This is a genomic window from Enterococcus sp. H57, assembly GCF_003112495.1.
In the GTDB taxonomy this organism is placed as follows: domain Bacteria; phylum Bacillota; class Bacilli; order Lactobacillales; family Enterococcaceae; genus Enterococcus_B; species Enterococcus_B faecium.
Genome location: NZ_BEHC01000044.1, coordinates 56,047 through 73,437, shown reverse-complemented (window position 1 = coordinate 73,437; position 17,391 = coordinate 56,047). Strand labels below are relative to the sequence as shown.

At 36.7% G+C, this 17,391-nt stretch carries 14 protein-coding genes and 2 pseudogenes; 10 read left to right on the top strand and 6 right to left on the bottom strand.

Annotated elements, in window-relative coordinates:
* Positions 1-124: 124 nt before the first annotated feature.
* Positions 125-1,465, bottom strand: a complete 1,341-nt coding sequence (locus tag DIZ30_RS09635) for a cell wall metabolism sensor histidine kinase WalK (protein ID WP_002297809.1) — start codon at positions 1,463-1,465, stop codon at positions 125-127.
* A 4-nt stretch (positions 1,466-1,469) separates the two neighbouring features.
* Positions 1,470-2,144: a response regulator transcription factor gene (locus DIZ30_RS09630; RefSeq protein WP_002286063.1), complete on the bottom strand. Its 675-nt coding sequence runs from the start codon at positions 2,142-2,144 to the stop codon at positions 1,470-1,472.
* A gap of 222 nt (positions 2,145-2,366) precedes the next feature.
* Between DIZ30_RS09630 and DIZ30_RS09625 the strand changes: the two genes are divergently transcribed.
* From DIZ30_RS09625 to DIZ30_RS09615, 3 genes are read left to right on the top strand one after another with little or no spacing between them, the layout of a single operon-like run.
* Positions 2,367-3,440, top strand: coding sequence for an ABC transporter permease (locus DIZ30_RS09625; RefSeq protein ID WP_002300612.1), 1,074 nt, complete (start codon positions 2,367-2,369; stop codon positions 3,438-3,440).
* Positions 3,441-3,445: 5 nt separating this feature from the next.
* The gene (locus DIZ30_RS09620) at positions 3,446-4,132 is read left to right on the top strand and encodes an ABC transporter ATP-binding protein (protein ID WP_002286060.1); all 687 of its coding nucleotides are present in this window, start codon (positions 3,446-3,448) and stop codon (positions 4,130-4,132) included.
* A gap of 7 nt (positions 4,133-4,139) precedes the next feature.
* A complete protein-coding gene (locus tag DIZ30_RS09615; RefSeq protein ID WP_002324090.1) occupies positions 4,140-4,787 on the top strand; it encodes a TetR/AcrR family transcriptional regulator in 648 nt (215 codons plus the stop codon).
* Positions 4,788-4,859: 72 nt separating this feature from the next.
* Here DIZ30_RS09615 and DIZ30_RS09610 read toward each other — a convergent pair whose 3' ends face one another.
* On the bottom strand, positions 4,860-5,645 hold the full coding sequence (locus DIZ30_RS09610) for a hypothetical protein (RefSeq protein ID WP_002324091.1): 786 nt from the start codon (positions 5,643-5,645) through the stop codon (positions 4,860-4,862).
* A gap of 144 nt (positions 5,646-5,789) precedes the next feature.
* Between DIZ30_RS09610 and DIZ30_RS09605 the strand changes: the two are divergent.
* Positions 5,790-6,242 (top strand): annotated as a pseudogene (locus DIZ30_RS09605) (class C sortase); the annotation flags it as partial.
* Between the two features lie 151 nt (positions 6,243-6,393).
* Here the strand turns inward: DIZ30_RS09605 and DIZ30_RS09600 are convergent.
* Positions 6,394-7,270: pseudogene (locus DIZ30_RS09600) on the bottom strand (MurR/RpiR family transcriptional regulator).
* A 206-nt stretch (positions 7,271-7,476) separates the two neighbouring features.
* Here DIZ30_RS09600 and DIZ30_RS09595 point away from each other — a divergent pair.
* The 5 genes from DIZ30_RS09595 (at position 7,477) to DIZ30_RS09575 (ending at position 12,781) form a co-directional block, all read left to right on the top strand.
* On the top strand, positions 7,477-8,508 hold the full coding sequence (locus tag DIZ30_RS09595; RefSeq protein WP_002324094.1) for a Gfo/Idh/MocA family oxidoreductase: 1,032 nt from the start codon (positions 7,477-7,479) through the stop codon (positions 8,506-8,508).
* A gap of 88 nt (positions 8,509-8,596) precedes the next feature.
* Positions 8,597-8,902 carry a hypothetical protein gene (locus DIZ30_RS09590; RefSeq protein ID WP_002286049.1) on the top strand — a complete coding sequence of 102 codons (306 nt, stop codon included), beginning with the start codon at positions 8,597-8,599 and terminating at the stop codon, positions 8,900-8,902.
* Positions 8,903-9,080: 178 nt separating this feature from the next.
* Positions 9,081-11,096, top strand: a complete 2,016-nt coding sequence (locus DIZ30_RS09585; RefSeq protein WP_109023196.1) for a PTS sugar transporter subunit IIA — start codon at positions 9,081-9,083, stop codon at positions 11,094-11,096.
* Between the two features lies 1 nt (position 11,097).
* Positions 11,098-11,382 carry a PTS sugar transporter subunit IIB gene (locus DIZ30_RS09580; RefSeq protein ID WP_002286047.1) on the top strand — a complete coding sequence of 95 codons (285 nt, stop codon included), beginning with the start codon at positions 11,098-11,100 and terminating at the stop codon, positions 11,380-11,382.
* A 25-nt stretch (positions 11,383-11,407) separates the two neighbouring features.
* Entirely contained in the window at positions 11,408-12,781 is a 1,374-nt protein-coding gene (locus DIZ30_RS09575; protein ID WP_002306740.1) for a PTS ascorbate transporter subunit IIC, read from the top strand.
* Between the two features lie 82 nt (positions 12,782-12,863).
* Here DIZ30_RS09575 and DIZ30_RS09570 read toward each other — a convergent pair whose 3' ends face one another.
* On the bottom strand, positions 12,864-14,879 hold the full coding sequence (locus tag DIZ30_RS09570; RefSeq protein WP_109023195.1) for a family 78 glycoside hydrolase catalytic domain: 2,016 nt from the start codon (positions 14,877-14,879) through the stop codon (positions 12,864-12,866).
* Positions 14,880-14,900: 21 nt separating this feature from the next.
* Positions 14,901-16,142: an MFS transporter gene (locus tag DIZ30_RS09565; protein WP_256624758.1), complete on the bottom strand. Its 1,242-nt coding sequence runs from the start codon at positions 16,140-16,142 to the stop codon at positions 14,901-14,903.
* A gap of 192 nt (positions 16,143-16,334) precedes the next feature.
* Between DIZ30_RS09565 and DIZ30_RS09560 the strand changes: the two genes are divergently transcribed.
* A complete protein-coding gene (locus tag DIZ30_RS09560; RefSeq protein ID WP_025479171.1) occupies positions 16,335-17,279 on the top strand; it encodes an AraC family transcriptional regulator in 945 nt (314 codons plus the stop codon).
* Positions 17,280-17,391 lie beyond the last annotated feature (112 nt).

Here is a 17,391-nt window from a genome sequence, read left to right as displayed (position 1 = left end):
GATCTTTAATTTAAGTTCAAAAGTATACTTAGCCATAAAAAATACCGACCTCCAAAAGTTAGATTTTTTGGTCTAACTTTTGGGGGTCGGTACATTTGTCACAGCCCTTTTTTAGGGATAAGCATTATTTTTTAGGCTTCAACGGCAATTGGACTTTAAAATCGACTCCTTGTGGAAGATAATTGGATACAGAAATTTGTCCATGATGCTGTTCGATTACCTGTTTTGCAATTGCCAAGCCAAGCCCGTATCCGCCAGTCTCTTTCGCCCTAGATTGATCTTCCCGATAAAATCGATCAAAAATCCTTGCTTGATCTTCTTCACTGATAGAAGGGCCAGTATTCTTTACGTGAATCAGCCATTCTTTATGGTTAACAGATGAGTCCAAAATGATCTTATCTTCTGGATTCGTATATTTTAATGCATTATCCAGCAAAATAACCAAAACTTGATGGATTTTTTTTTCGTCAATTGGTACTTCTAATGTTGCATCGTTATGGAGAATAAACTCTTTTCCATCTATGGTGGCCATCTCTTGAAATGGTTTAACAAGTTGTTCGATATATTCTTGTGTATTGATCATTTGCTTTGAAAGCAGCTGCTGATCAGAATCATTCCGAGCGATTGTCAGCAAATCCGAAGTCAATCCAGTGAGGCGCCTCGTCTCTGACAATGCTTGAGCGATGCTTTCGGATTCTTCAATAATAGTATGATTAGGCTTGGTAAAAAGATGTTCCAAACTATTTTGAATAATCGTTAACGGTGTGCGCAATTCATGAGAAGCATTCTCAACAAATTCTTTTTGTCTTCTCCAAGAAAGAATAATAGGGCGCATGCTTAGACTAGACAAGTAATAACTGATACCAATAGAGAGAATCCAAAAAACAATCATACACAAAATCATAATCGTGCGAAAAGTCGCTAATGAATTCTTGATTTGATTTGTATTTTCTAAAATTTGGATGTAGGCAACGCCATCTTGATTCGTCTCCGCTTTTTTCGTAATCGAACGGAAAGAGAGGGCAGATGAGCCACTGTCTTCATTTAATTCAATATTTTGGATGGTATTCAGATTTTTCGTATCCATTTTTAATTCTTTGATTTGGTTGAAACGCCCACCAATAGCTGCTTTATTCAATATCTCACCATTTTTAGACCACAAGATCACTTGAGTGTTAAAACGGTCATTTGATGGTTCCATTAATGGCTGTTCCATGTTTGTTCTGTTTTGTTCCGTTTGAGTCGGGTTTAAAAAGGGATCGCCTTGCTGATATCTTTGTATCTCTAATTGTACTGTTCGAGAATCAAAATTTATTTTCTCTAATGACAGATCTGTTTCTCTGTATGCAGATTGGTTTAATATCTGTAAAGTAATGAATCCCAAAAGAAAAAAGATAAAAGCAAATGCTGCTACATTTGTCGCAAAAAAGCGACTACGTTGCTTTCGTGTAATATCTCCATTCATTGCATCACACCCTTTGCAGTATATAACCGACATTACGTAAGGTTTTGATTTCTTTATCCAATCCAGTACTTCGCAGATGTTTTCGTAAGTTGCTCATATAAACTTCAATAACTGTAATCGTCGTATCAGAATCAAATCCCCAGATCCGGTCAAATATCTGCTCTTTTGTCAAAATGATTCCCTTATTTTGTAAAAAATAAACGAGCAATTCAAACTCTTTTCCTTGTATGGGCAAAACTTGTTCTTTATACAAGACTTCATTGCTTTTTAAATCACAACTGATATCCTTATACTTCAGAACATTTTCATCAAAGAGACCTAGCGAGCGTTTCAATAATGCTTTCACGCGCATGATCAGTTCTTCTCGATAGAAAGGTTTTGTTAGATAATCATCTGCACCTCGTTCAAATCCTTCAATCTTATCTTCCAAACTATCTTTTGCAGTCAAAATCAATACTGGAGTCTGTATTTTTTCTTTCCGTATTTTTGCTAACACTTCATATCCATTCATTTCCGGCATCATCAAATCCAAGATTGCAAGATCATAAACTCCACTTTCCAACTCGAACAGTCCTTCACTACCATCATAAACTTGTGTTATCTCGCCGATTGCAGCGAGTATTTCTTTTATATTATTGGATAATACTTTATCGTCTTCTACTACTAATAGTTTAATCATTTTCCCACCTCATTGATTTGGTCACTTTAGTTTATCATGGAAAGCATAAATAAGGCTTAAATAAATTTTTTATGACTCATGTTAAGGTTTTATCGAAAGATGTCTTAGACAATTTATTGATAAGAAAAAAAACAACATAAGTGACAAAATGTCACTTTGGAGTTACACTATTCAACGAGTGACATTTTGTCACTATCAATCTATCATAGGGAGGAAAAACAAATGTTTCTAGCTATCAAAGAAATTCGCTATTCTAAATTACGATATGGCTTGATCGTCGGTATTATGTTCTTGATTGCGTATGTCGTATTCATGTTGTCAGGACTAGCGAATGGACTTTCAGAAGAGTTTAAAAAAGCAATCGATGATTGGGACGCACAAGAGATTGTTTTATCGGAGGATGCAAATCAAGTATTTGCAGCTTCACAATTAACAAGAGGAGATCTGAAATACATTGAAGAAGGAGAGAAAGCACCAATCGGATTGTACAGCGGAGCAATCAAAGGAAAAAACAAAGAAAATGTTACAGTTTTCGGCACAACGAAAGAAGCATTTTTATTACCAAAACTCACGAAAGGGCATGAACTTAAAACAAAGAATGAAATCATCATCTCTCAAAATCTGGCTGATTCAGGCTATAAAATTGGAGATACGATCAAAATTGGCAGTTACGACGATCCTTTGACGATTGTCGGTATCTTTCCTGAAACTTATTACACAGTTTCTCCCGTCATCTATGCGTCCCTAGATACGTGGACTGCTTTGAAGTATGGACAACAGCCGTTTGCTTCTGAAGAAGAACAGCCGATCAATGGGATCGTAATAAAGGATTCAGCTAAAATTTCGAAAGAAAAAGCATCGAAGGGTCTACAGTTATTAACTATTGGGACATTCATTGAAAGTATTCCTGGCTATTCTGCCCAAAATATGACCTTAAATGCGATGATATACTTTTTGTTCTTAGTGGTTGCTGCTGTGGTCGGTATTTTCATGTACGTGATGACACTTCAGAAGACTGCTATTTTTGGAGTAATGAAAGCACAAGGGATCAAAAATTTCTTCATCGCTAAATCTTTAGTAGCACAGTCCTTTATTGTTGGGGTGGTAGGCGTTCTGCTTGCTCTTTTGTTTGCTTATTTGACTAGTCTGATTTTACCAAGCGCGATGCCTTTTGCTGTTTTTTGGTCACAATGGTTGCTATATAGTGGGATTTTGATCATTGTTGCAATGCTAGGCGGATTGTTTTCGATACGTACGATAACCAAAGTAGACCCAATTACAGCAATAGGAGGTTAATAAAAATGAAAAAAATATTAACGATGAAAAAAGTTACCAAAACATTTGGTTCTGGTCATACAAAGGTCTCAGCTTTGAAAGCAATTGATTTTTATGTAAAGGAAGGAGAATTCGTCAGCATCATTGGTCCTTCTGGTTCAGGTAAAAGTACTTTCCTTACCATTTCAGGAGGATTGCAAACACCGACTTCCGGAGAAATAGTGATCAACGGTCACTCTCTAACTGAGCTTCCAGAAAAAAAACGAGCAGATTTACGCTTTAAAGAAATTGGATTTATTCTCCAAAGCTCTAATTTGATTCCTTTTTTAACGGTAAAGGAACAATTTGAACTAGTTGACCAAGTTACTTCAAAAAAAGAAGATTCAACAAAAATCGATTCCTTGCTGCAATCTTTAGATATCCAGTCACTTAAAAATAGTTATCCTAAAGACCTTTCTGGTGGAGAAAGACAGAGAGTGGCAATTGCTCGCGCTTTATATAATGAGCCAAGCTTGATCTTAGCAGACGAACCAACAGCTAGTTTGGATACAGATCATGCATATGAAGTCGTCAAATTACTAGTTAAAGAAGCTCATGAGAAACAAAAAGCGACTATTATGGTTACTCATGATGTCCGTATGATTCAATGGAGTGATCGCGTTTATCGAATGGAAGATGGGTACTTGACAGAAGAAGAGAAAAAGAAGGAATGAATCCTTCATGACAATGAAGGGCTATCCACGTATAATCAGAGATAAAGGAGAGATGTGGATGCCAAAAGAAACTTTTTTCAATTTATCGAACGCAAAGAAACAGAGAATCGATGACCTATTACTGGAGATATTTTGCTCACAGCACATCAGCCAAGTCAAAGTCTCAGAGATCGTTGACAAGATAGGGATGTCGCGCGGTGCTTTTTATAAATATTTTCAAGATTTGGAAGATGCCTATTTGTATACGATCAAAAGCAGTTCTCACATAGTCCATCAAGATATCTTAAAATTCATTAGCGAAAACAAACAACATTTCTTTTTGGGGATCGAAAAATATTTAGAGTGGTGCTGCGACTTAGATCACGAAAGTATCTATTGGCAAAGGTTATACTTGTTAACCCAGCGAAATGATCAGCAGACAACCAAACGTAGAGAACTATCGGCTGATTCTCCAATGAACAAAAAATGGCTGGAATTATTAAGAATCAATCATTTCTCCATTCAATCGTCGGAAGAAGCAGTTAGTTTCCTATACTTTTCCATGTCCCTCGTAATGAACACATTGACGGATCTCATTGCAAATAATTGGACAAAAGAAGAGTTGTTAAAAGACTTTCGCTATAAATCTCGTTGGATTGCTGAAGGAATACAATAAAAAGAAACAGCTATGTGTATTTGTCCTGAAATTTTTATCAGGGTGGTTTATACATAGCTGTTTTTTGATTATTCATAACTCGAATAAGCGGATGAGTTCTTCTTCATTTGCGAATGACACATTATCATCAATCAATATATGAGGAACATGGGCATTCAAAATGGGTTGATTCGTAACGATCAGATCATACTCGAGAAGATTGTATTTCGACAGCTGATCTTCAGTAATAGCAGTTGTCTCAGAGTGAATTTTATGCACAGCAAGAATATCACTGATATATTCTTCAATATATTGACTATGTCGAAGACTTAAGTCACTGATGATCAGTATTTTTTTATCAGAAGTATAATGGTGAATTTCAGGATTACCGATAAGCATCCAAAAGATATAGCTAGATAAATAATAAATCAGATTCTGATTCAGTAGAGTGGAATAAAATTGAAGTTCTGCACGAAATCCAGCATATAGACGTATCTGGCGGTGTTGCATCTGCTGTGCAAAGTAAGTTGCACAGATCGTCAAATGAGTCGTATCGTATGGGAAAATACGGGAGAAAAAATAAATTTGCGTTAATAATTGAACAACATATTCTTCGTTTTTTTCTTTGCAATCAGAGGATGAAAACGAACAGTAGGACATATTTTTTCGTATCTGCTCACTGATTTCATTTTTTTCTTTCTCCGAAAATTCTGAAAAAATCGTATTGACAAAATAGTTCACTACTTTTATATAGCTGCTGTACTTCAATTTTCCTAAGAGATTTTTCAAGATTAAGAAGTCTTTTTTATCGATATTTATCAACTGTACATAAGAGTCTCCAGCTTTCCATTCAAATGGAGTTCCTTGGGATTCTCTCATGAGATGCACAACAAAATACATAATAAAGAAAGATTGCTCATATGGGCTTTCTTCCTGAAACAAATTCAACTGACAATTATTCTTGACCATAATTTCTTTGATCTTCTTTTTTTCGATTGGAAATGGCAGCGTGCGTCTTCCGTATTATTGGAAGGAACGTCTTATCCTACGGGGGGAGAAAATACACATGCCGTTATTTCCAGCCATCGAGGACTGCCTCAAGCAAAGTTGTTCACAGACTTACCGAAACTGACTTTAGGTGATTCTTTCTATATCGAAATCAATGGACGGACACTCGCTTATCAAGTCGATCAGATCAAGACGGTAGAACCGACTGATACAAAAGATCTGAGAATCGAAAAAGGGCAGGATTTCGTGACACTCCTAACTTGTACACCTTATATGGTCAACAGTCATCGCTTACTTGTCAGAGGGCACCGGGTTCCTTATCATGCAAAAGAAGTTCAAAAAGAAGTACAGAAAGTATCCGAGAACAAACGATTTTTCCTGTATGGATTGTTAGCTGCATGTATACTGATTTTCCTCCTTCTTATATATCTTTTTCGTCAATCGTTCAAAATAAGAAACAGAAGTTAGCTATTCCTCATTTCTATAATATATCTATTCGAATCGTTCCGTAAACAAACAGGCTGAAGTTTGAAAAAGAAAACTTCAGCCTGTTTTTATGATGATATCAAAGAGAGCCTATCAAACACTATCTTCCTCATTACTAAATGAGGATCTTTTCTTAAGTTTTCCGATATTCTTTAAGAAGGCCTTTTTGCATCAATTCTTGTTTGTTTTTCAAGTTGCGGATATTCTCTTCAAAATTTTGAGAATATATCACTGAGAATAACGTATTTAATACGTAATCGAAGGCAATTTGAGAGGAGAAAGTTGCTACTTTAGCAAAATCATATTCCTCCTGCGATATAACAAGACACATATCAGCCTGTTTGGCCATTTCTGAATGCTGATTTCCGGTAATCAGCAAGGTAGGGGCCTCTACATGCTTCAAATAGGTCATTATTCGTTCATAATGATGGATGCGACCGCTGTAGCTAATAAAAATGGCGCAATCCTCGCTAATCAAATTGGCTGCATTCCAAGAAGAATCACTGTATTCTTCGGCCATGATCAAAAACTTATTCAACTTGACCATTTTATTCTGGAATTTCCTTGCCGTGATTTGAGAATCACCTTTTGCAAAAAGAAAGATTCGCTGTGCCTTGTTCAATACTTTACCGATTTGATCTAAATCTTCATGTTCAATCTGCAATTGTGCTTTTTTTATTGACTGGATCGATAAATCCGCCATTTTCTTTGCAATTTGCTGAGTGCTATCTTCACTTGAAAAAGGAAAATTAGGATCAATCGTTTGATTGAACTGAGCAATCAATTGATGAACTTCCCACCCTAACTCGAAACGGAATTCTTTAAATCCGCTGAATCCCATTTTTTTTGCATAAACGAATGATAGCTGAATGGGAAGTATACGTAGCTTTTGCTAATTCTTCAATCGTCATGTAGACTGCAGCTTCGATATTCCTACGGATGTAATCGGCAATCCGTTTCTCTGTCGTGGTAAACAACTCTTGTTTTGTTAGTTTTTCTTCAATAAGCATGATCTGACCTCCAAATTCTATCTTACTGATAAACACTTGGTTCCGCTACTATCTTTTTGATTTTTATCCTTACTTTGAACATTAATTTCATCAAACCGAATAATAACAAGTGTTTTTCTGAACTTTTTTACCAGAATAGCTATTATAAATACTTTCTGCGCTTTTCTAGGATATACTGAAAACATCAATAAAAGGAGGCACCACTCATGCTTACAATCGCTTATCTTGGCAATGGAAAGAGTACAAATCGCTATCATTTGCCTTTTTCAAGAAAACTTACGAACAAAATCAATATCAAAAAAATTTTTTCCCCATCTGAACCAGTGTGGAAAACATTCGAAGACATCGAATATACTGATCAGCTGTCTGATCTTTGGGATGATCCTGAGATCCAATTAGTTGTCATCACTACACCTAGTCAATTTCATTATGAATATGGAAAAATGGCACTCGAACATGGTAAGAATATACTAGTAGAGAAACCTTTTGCAGAAACGTCAAAGGAAGCAGAAGAGTTATTTGCATTAGCAAAAGAAAAAGGGCTATTTATCCAATGTTACCAAAACAGACGGTTCGATTCTGACTTCTTGACAGTCCAAAAAGTAATCAAAAGCGGAAAATTAGGGGATATTTTAGAAGTAGAAATGCATTATGATTATTTCAGACCGGAAGTACCAGAAAATACGCATGAATTTTCTACTACGAACAGCTATTTATATGGACATGCTTGTCATACAGTAGATCAAGTTCTTTCTTATTTCGGCGAACCAGATGATATCAGCTATGATGTACGTCAACTTTTAGGGAAAGGACGAATGAATGATTACTTCGATCTGGATTTTTTCTATGGAAATATGAAAATTTCGATAAAATCCAGTTATTTCCGCATCAAAGAACGTCCAAGTTTCGTCGTTTACGGAAAAAAAGGGATGTTCGTGAAACAAACAAAAGATCGACAAGAAGAACATCTGAAAATGTTTTACATGCCTGATCATGAAGACTTTGGTATCGATTTGCCCGAACATTATGGTGTATTGACCTATATAGATGAACAAGGGAGTTATCATGAAGAAAAAGTAATTTCCGAGGTTGGTGATTACAGCCGTGTCTACGAAGGGATTTACGAGACATTAGTTAATGGCGCAGAAAAAGTCATCAAAGATGAAGAAACAATCTTACAAATGAAAATTTTGGAAGAAGGAATCAAAAGCATTCAAGAATCAGAAGGAAAAATATGACATATTTGTAAGAATCGGGTTTGTTTTTTGACGCATAAACTGTCTTATTGTACGATGAAAAAGTATAGAACTACTAGGAGGAACCAACATGACAAATTATGACGGTGAAAAACACAAACGATTAAGAGGTTCAATGGCCCCTAAAACAGAAGAAGAAGTGGCTTTAGCAGGAACTAATTCTGGTGAAACAGAAGACAAAGAAGAATCATTAGCTGGCACAAACTCTGGTGAAACAGAAAATAAAGAAACAGCTTTATCTGGTTCAAATTCTGTAGAAGAGGAAACAAAGCCTAATGAGCCCAATCACTTTGAAAAAGATATCGAAAAAGCGGTTGAAGATGTCAAAGAAAAATTTGAAGAACTGACCTCAAAAAATAAACATGATCATCATTGATCGGACGAAATCAATTCATAAAAGCAGGAGACATTTGGTCACCTGCTTTTTTTCTGTATCCATTCGATAGAAGTCGTTCGGTACATTCGTAAAAAAAATCCAACTGTAAGTTGTACCAAACACCCCTCGATTTAAAAGCGCTACCATACTAGAATATAAGTAGGAGGTGAACAGCGCTGTGAACTACAAAATTAGTTATCTCCTGAAAACACCAAGAGAAATCAGTCTAGAAAAAGCAGCAGAGATCATCGAAGTAAATACAAGCGAGGCGATCAAACAATTAACTCCTTTTGCCGAATATGTGGATGATACCCATATCCGTATAAAGAAATTCCGAGCAATCGACTGGGCAGAAAAATTTTTGGATATTACTCGATTTGAAGCTGTGTATACCGAACAAGAGCGAAGAGATCTTCTTTATTTGATGGTTTATTCGACTGCAACGTCTGTTTCTGTTTTTCATTTTCAAGATTTTCTTCAGGTTTCTAAAGGGACAGTCCTGTCAGATATCAAAAAGATAAGAAATGAATTAGAAGTGGAAGATTGTCAGCTGTCGTATACTAGGAAAACTGGTTTTAGGCTGCTAGGGTCAGAAGCAATATTAAGAAGAGAAGCAAAAAATCGCACTGCTCGTTTGATGCAGTCACTTGCTGGAAGATTTGGGCTCACGTATTTAACCGCAACCCTTTCCATTGATTATTACGCCAAAGTTAGAGATTTGCTAGATAAAACGATTTCACTATCAGATCTTCGATTCGCACCAAATCGAATGGATGAATTAGCTTATTATTTGAGTTTGACAACCATTCGAATTGGAAAAACATCCATGGAACTGGTAAAAGATGCTGAACTGTTGGCTTCTCTTGCAGTCACTGACATTAGTCGACAAGTATTGACTGGCCTTGGCTATTCCGAACATCAAAATTCGGAGATTATATTTTTCTCTCTTTGCTTAGCATCGATCGTTGAAGGAGATGTCCAGGAGCCTGCACTTGATTTTTTGCTGGAATGTTCTTCAGAAGTCATCCATCGCATGGAATTCCTGATGGCCGTAGAATTTGATTCGTTTCGTGAATTATTGATGAATGTCTTTTATCACTTGGTCCCTGCCTATTTTCGTATTTCCTATTCTTTTTATTTACCTAATGTGATGATCGATCAAATTAAGCATCAATATGCTTCCATCTACGAAATGACAAGAAAAGCATTACTTCCGTTAGAAAGACGAATAGGAAAGAGCATCCCTGAAGAAGAGATTGGTTTTTTCACTATACTATTTGGCGGAGAGATCAGAAAAGCGGACGCAGAAGAAAGAAATAGAAAAATAAGAGCCGTGATCGTCTGTCCAAGTGGCATTAGCTCTTCATTGATCTTAAAAAGTGAACTTCAGCAATTATTCCCGATGATCTTTTTTACAGAGACTAATTCAGCTGACCGCTTACACGAGGTTGACGAAACTTCTTACGATATTATTTTTTCTACTGTACCTCTCACACTTACTGATAAGAAAAAGTCTCTCTATGTTCTGCATCCAATCATGACTGACTTGGAAAAAAATCAGCTGATCAATCAAGTACAAAGAGATTGGCTGATACCAGGATTTTCAATGCCTTCTGCCCAAGAATTGTTGTCGGCGCTACTGCCTTATATCGAATTAAAAGAAGGCGTAGACGAAGAAAAGCTCTATCAAGTATTAAATCGTAAAATGAACAAACTTTTAGAAAAGAAGGAGGATCAACGTCCTATGCTATCTGAATTATTAACAGAAGAAATGATCCAATTATCGGATCAACCAAAAAACTGGCAAGAAGCAATCACATTTGCCGCACAGCCGCTATTATCAGAAAATAAAATAGAAGAAAGTTATATCAAAGCTATGATCGAGCGCGTGGAGCAGTATGGTGCGTTTATCCATATTGGCGACCACATTGCATTACCTCATGCTCGTCCAGAAGATGGCGTAAATGAAGTAGGGATGTCTTTTCTGAAACTTCAACAACCTGTGGATCTGCTTGATGATCCTGCCCATCCCATTAGTTTGTTTATCTGTTTAGCTGCTATCGATAATGAGGCGCATCTTCGGGCGTTGGCAAATTTAACAAAGCTACTTTCTAATAAACAAAATCTTCAAGATTTATTACACGCATCAACAAAAGAAGAAATATTAGCGATCATAAGAAAAGGAGACGAATGATATGAAAATTTTTGCAGTATGTCAAAGTGGATTAGGAACAAGTTTTATGGTAGAGATGAACATCAAACAAGCACTTGCAGATCTTGGAGCAGATGTGGACGAGTTTGAAGTAAGTCATACGGATGTTGGAAGTGTATCTAGCGATATGGCTGATTATTTCTTCATTGAGCATTCTTTGAAAGATACGCTAACTTCTATACCTGATGAAAAGCTCGTACCTTTGCAATCGATCATTGACAGCGAAGAAGTAAAAGAAAAAGTAACGAAGATCTTGTCAAAAGAATAAAAATAATTCAAGGGAGGAACTATCAATGGATAAATTGTTGAATTTGTTTGTGTCAATCGTCAGTCAGCCCTCCATCCTCGTTTCTTTGATTGCACTGCTTGGTCTCGTTCTTCAGAAGAAGAAATTTTCAGAAGTGATCCAAGGAACTATCAAAACATTTGTCGGATTCCTAGTACTGATCGGCGGTGCTGGTCTAATCAGTAATTCACTAACCCCTTTTGCTTCGATGTTCCAAACAGCTCTGCATACTCAAGGAGTAGTTCCTAGCAATGAAGCAGTAGTGGCGATTGCTTTGCAACAATACGGTACACCTACTGCTTTGATCATGCTAGTAGGGATGATCGTGAATATTTTACTTGCTCGGTTCACAAGATATAAATTCATTTTTCTTACAGGTCAAGCAATGCTTTATGTTTCTTGTCTAACAGCAGTCATTTTAGTAAGCGCGGGGTTTACTGCAAATTTGTGGATGATCTTATTAGGCGGGGTCTTCGAAGGAACACTATTAACTATTACGCCTGCTCTTTGTCAACCGTTTATGAAGAACATCACTGGAAACAATCAAGTTGCGTTAGGGCATACCGGAAATATCGGTTATGCTTCTAGTGGATGGATCGGAAAGTTTTTTGGAAACAAAGACCGTTCTACAGAGGACATAAAGATTCCTAAAAGTTTCAGCTTTTTGCGAGATTCTACTGTATCGATCATGCTCTTGATGTCAATCGTATATGTCGCACTTGCTTTGTTAGCTGGTCCTGGATTTGTTGAAAGAGAACTAAGCAATGGAGACAACGCTGTAATCTTTGCACTGATCCAAGCTGGAACATTCACAGCTGGGTTTGTTATCGTCCTTCAAGGGGTTCGAATGGTATTGGCAGAAATCGTTCCAGCATTCCAAGGGATTGCTAAAAAACTCGTACCCGATTCTAAACCAGCATTAGATGTTCCTATCGTTTTTCCATATGCACCTAATGCTGTATTAATTGGCTTTTTTGTTAGCTTCTTTGTAGGAACACTATCCATGTTTGCTATGATAGGCTTGCAAACTACAGTTATCATTCCTGGGGTAGTAGGACATTTCTTCTGCGGAGCTGCTTCTGGTGTCTTCGGCAACTCGACTGGCGGTAGAAGAGGGGCGGTATTAGGTTCTGCTTTCAATAGCTTATTGATTAGTTGGCTGCCATTATTTATCCTTCCAGTATTAGGAGATCTTAAAATCGCTTCTTCTACATTTGCCGATACTGATTATCTAGTACCAGGACTTGTACTTGGGAAACTAGGAGAATACGGTCAAATGGCCTTGACAGTTGGAATCATCGCTTTCTTTTTACTTGTCGTATTATCTAGCTTTCTTTTTGCCGGAAAAAGAACAAACATTGTTTCTAAAGAACAGAATTAAGTAAACTTCAAAATAAAAATTGCTTGGACAATATCAGAAGAAGATTTAAAGTCTTCTGATATGTCGCAAGCAGTTTTTTGTTTTATGCATTTATTTTTGAATAGCTTGTTAAGACAAGTGGCTGTTTTGCTAGAAGAGGATAACTTTTACCATTCATTTTCACTGTTCCGCCTGTTCTATCAGAAGTAATCACGATCTTATCTTTTGTTTTTTCAAGCGAAATCTTTCCATCTTTGATAGGTAGCGTACAATTCAGTGTTTCAAATGAATCTAGATTAGGTTGTATCATAAATTCTTCATAACCTGGCTTTGTTGGATACAAACCGATAAAATAGCGTCCTAAAAGATAGATTGGGCTTGCTCCCCATGCATGGCATAAGCTTTTTCCATAAGGATCTCCATACATACTGTACTTTTCATTTCCTGTTTGAGTAGGGTCGTATTCTTCCCAGAAAGTTACCGCATCATGAGATAACATCCCTCCCCAATAATCAAGAATCGTTTGGTAGACGATATTCGTCTGTCCGAGTTTGCATAAAGCATCTTGTTCATAGAATTTGAAATATGGAGTAGTAATCTGTGTGATAGTGTCATTCAATAAGACATTCTTTAAGATCGATTGCTGTTGGTCTTTGTTAGCAAAATCGAATAAAACAGCGAAAATATTCGCATGACGCGTCACATTTCTTCTCCCAGATTCATAGCAATCGATAAAAGCGCCAAGTTCTTCATCCCAAAAGTAGTCAAATAGGTTTTGTTTCAATAGTTGATATTTTTCTTGATAGAGATGAGTATGATAATTTTCGTTCTCTCCATATGTTTCAGCTAAGATATCTCCGCAAGTGATCATGGAATGATAGGCTTTCAGTAATAAGACTTGTTCTGCAGCAAGCGTTCCTTCTTTATCCATTTCAGACCAATCAATAAATATCCAATCTTTTGCTCTCCCATAAATAAACCCTAATTCATTCGTTTGCTCCATCAAGTATCTCATTAATGATTGCATCTTAGGGTAGACGATGCGTAAAAATTCATAGTCTTTCGTCATCATATAGTGGTTTTCGATACCAATCAACCACAAGATCGAATAGTCAACGATAGTATTCATATGCTGCTTGATTTCATTTTGTCCTCTTAATGCTAATATCGTTCGTTTATTGATTTCCTCGTCAAAAAAAAGATATTGATTGATCATGAATGATTGATACGCATCTCCAGACCAAATCCAGCGATCTCGTTTGATACCGTCGATAAAAAACAAATCACTACATAACTTGAAGGTTTCTTCTGATACTGACCAGATCTGATTCAGTAAAGAAGAATCGCTTGAAAAAGCAGCTTGTTTCGAAAGAGATAAAAATTCATGAAAAACTTGAAGTTGAACCATTCCAGTAGAAACCTCTGGTATAAACAAATAGTGAAAAGCGCGTTTACGAGCTTTCATTTTTCTTGTCATTCCTATTTGCTTATAGTAGCAATAATCGATATCCATAGCTTCTACATCGGACTCTCCATAACATAGAGTGATAGATTCGATGTGGTCATCCAGAGATATTAGTTCTACACAGCCATTCACTGCTCGCCCAAAATCGAATAAGATTCCTCCGCCAGTCTCCGTTTCAGTGACTGGATGGACGCATTCTTTTTGATAATAGATTTGATTTGGGTCTTTTGCGATATCGACATAAAGCGGACTCCAGCCAGCTGGATATTCTTCAATAAAATTACTTGCTGTCCAGCCAATATCTGATTTTACTTCGTCTCCCTCGATAAACATTGCTGGTAGCCCTGATGTATGTCCTACAAAGATACGAATTTTTGCTTTACCAGCTGGACAAGTCAGCCATTTTCCACATGGATGTTTTTGTCCATTAATTTCTACATACCCAACTCCTTGGATCGTCACTTTAAACATGGAAGGTTGATCAAGAAAGTAATATCTCTTAAACTTGACGTTCCGATGGCAATCATCCATGTACCAGTACGCTGGCCAGTCAAAACCTCGTTCTTCCCGTTGGAAATTTTGTAGCAGTCCATGGCGGATCTCAAAGTCTCCAGGATACCAAAGCCATCTATCTTTATGTTTTTCATTTGTCATTTTACACGACCTCCATCAAATTTATTTTGTTGTCAATTGTTCTTTTATTTCTTCATCTACTCTTATCACTGTCTTTCTATTCGTCCTGTGTACTACTAGAAGGCTAATAAGCGCGCTAATCAACAGCAAGATACTGCCATTGACGAAAACAGCAAGTGTTTTACTCCCAAGAGAAGCAAAAGAGAGAAAGAGCAAACCATATGGTGCAATGAAAGTACCTAAATTAGCGCCAACCAATAAGATTGAAGTATTGAAACTCTCCGCGTGCTTAGGCGCTTGGATACTTACTTGGTTGAATAAGTAAGGAATGAATAACGAAAAAGAAATTCCTGTTAGGATCGCACCAAACCCAATCACATACAGGTTTATCACAGTGGCAATCAATACAAAGCCGATTCCCATCAGTAGTAAAGAAAGTGTAAGCATATAGCGATGTGCTTTTGTCTGAAGCCAGCCAAAACAAACTCCGGCAGCCATACTTGCCAATTGCATGATTGTTAAGATATTCGCTGCATTAGTTTCGTTTCCTAGAGAATAAGTCGTCAGGACTGTGGCTAATTTAATCGATACAGCATTATATACCACGATGACCAGCAAGAGAAAAATACCATAACTAATCATTTTAGGATTCGTTTTGATAACTTGTCTTGTTGGGGCTGTGCCATGTGATTGAAGTTCAGTTGTTTCAGGTGTAGGAACAAACAAAACAAACAAGACAAGAATAGGTAAGCTGATGGCGTAGATTAAAAAGGTATATTGCCAACCTAACTGTACTAGCTGTCCTGCAACAAATGTCATTAAAGCTGCACCAAATCCTTGAAATGCACTTTGAAAACCAATCATAGAGGCTCGTTCATCTCCGTGATAAAAGGCAGCAATCATGCTGACTGCCAAAGAATTGATCAATCCAAAGCCAATACCTAGTCCAGCTCTTGAAGCTAAGACAATACTGTAACTTTGTGAGAAGAGGGGGAGGATACCACAAATCGATGCAATCACTAATCCGATGATCACAGTTTGTTTTTGTCCGATTTTCCTAGCAATAAAACTACTAATCAAAACAAAAATAGTGACCATAAAGGAGGGAGCAGTCGTTAATAATTCAACAGCAGATAAAGAACGCGTGACATAAGTAGCTGACATACTGGGAATTGCAGACGTGACTGCACCAGCAGAAGTCAGAATAAGAGAGACTGACAGCAGAGAAAATTTCATCATCTTTTTATTCATAAGCATGTTCCTTTCATTTTTGTAAGCGCTTATCAAAAATATAGTATGAAGTGGTTATTCTCTCAATAGCGGAATCACAGGAAGTTCATGTCCCAACCATAGAAAGTCTTTATGAAACCAAAAATAGCTTTGCATATAATAGCAGTACAGCGTAAACTAATAAGCGAAAGAAACCACTTACAAAAAGGAGGGAGTCAATTGGAACTAGCTGAATTAGACACTTTTTTGCGTAACGAAGAATCAATCGAAACTCTGCAGCGTGAACAAGGAATGAATATCAATGATTTAAACTTAGCTTACCATCTTCAGACACCGCCAAAAATCCACCGAGGAGATCTATTTCAACAGGGAAATATTCATATCAGTAAACACCGTCGATATGCGGAAGTTCCCGAGCATACACATGATTTTGTTGAAATCAATTATATGTATAGCGGTACATGTTTACAAATTATCAATGGAGAAAGGATAGAGATGGAAGAAAGTGACGTGGTGATCATTGATAAAGAAGCTACTCAAAGAATCGAATACACAGGGCAAGAGGATATTTTAATCAACATCTTATTAAAAGAAGAAACCTTATCTACAGAGATATTGAATCATTTGGCAAGCACAAATAATCTACTTTCTTCTTTTTTGATCAATGCATCAAAAGAAAAAGGGGAACATACACAATTCATTCATTTTCGCGGCGGAAAAACAAGTCGTTTGACGCATTTGATTGAAAATATGCTGTTGATTTATTTTGATACATACAGTCATAAGTTCCGTTCGTTAAATCTCTATACATCACTATTACTGATCGAATTGACTCATTTATTAGAACAACAAAGCTTTTCATCAGCAGATGGATGCGCAGAAAATGAGATGCTTAGAGTATTAGATTATATCGATAAGCATTTTACTTCTTGTACGTTAAAAGAAACAGCAGCTCATTTTGGCTACAATCCGGTCTATCTTAGTAATAAATTGAAAATGTATTTTGATGCTTCCTTTCAAGAACTGGTTCTAAAGAAAAAATTCGACTTTGCGTTGGAACTGATTCAAGAAACGAGTTTTTCGTTGGAAGAAATCGCTAATCGTATCGGATATAAACAAACGACTTCTTTATTCAAATTATTCAAGAAGTATTCAACATGTACTCCCAATGAATGGAGAAATAAACATTAAGAAGAAAATCTTTCACTAAAGCATATGAAGGAAAATTGTTTTAGGTGCGGTTGCTGTCTTATTATATCGTTGCAGCGAATTTTTTTTGGATTTATTTTCAGTTCTAAACTTT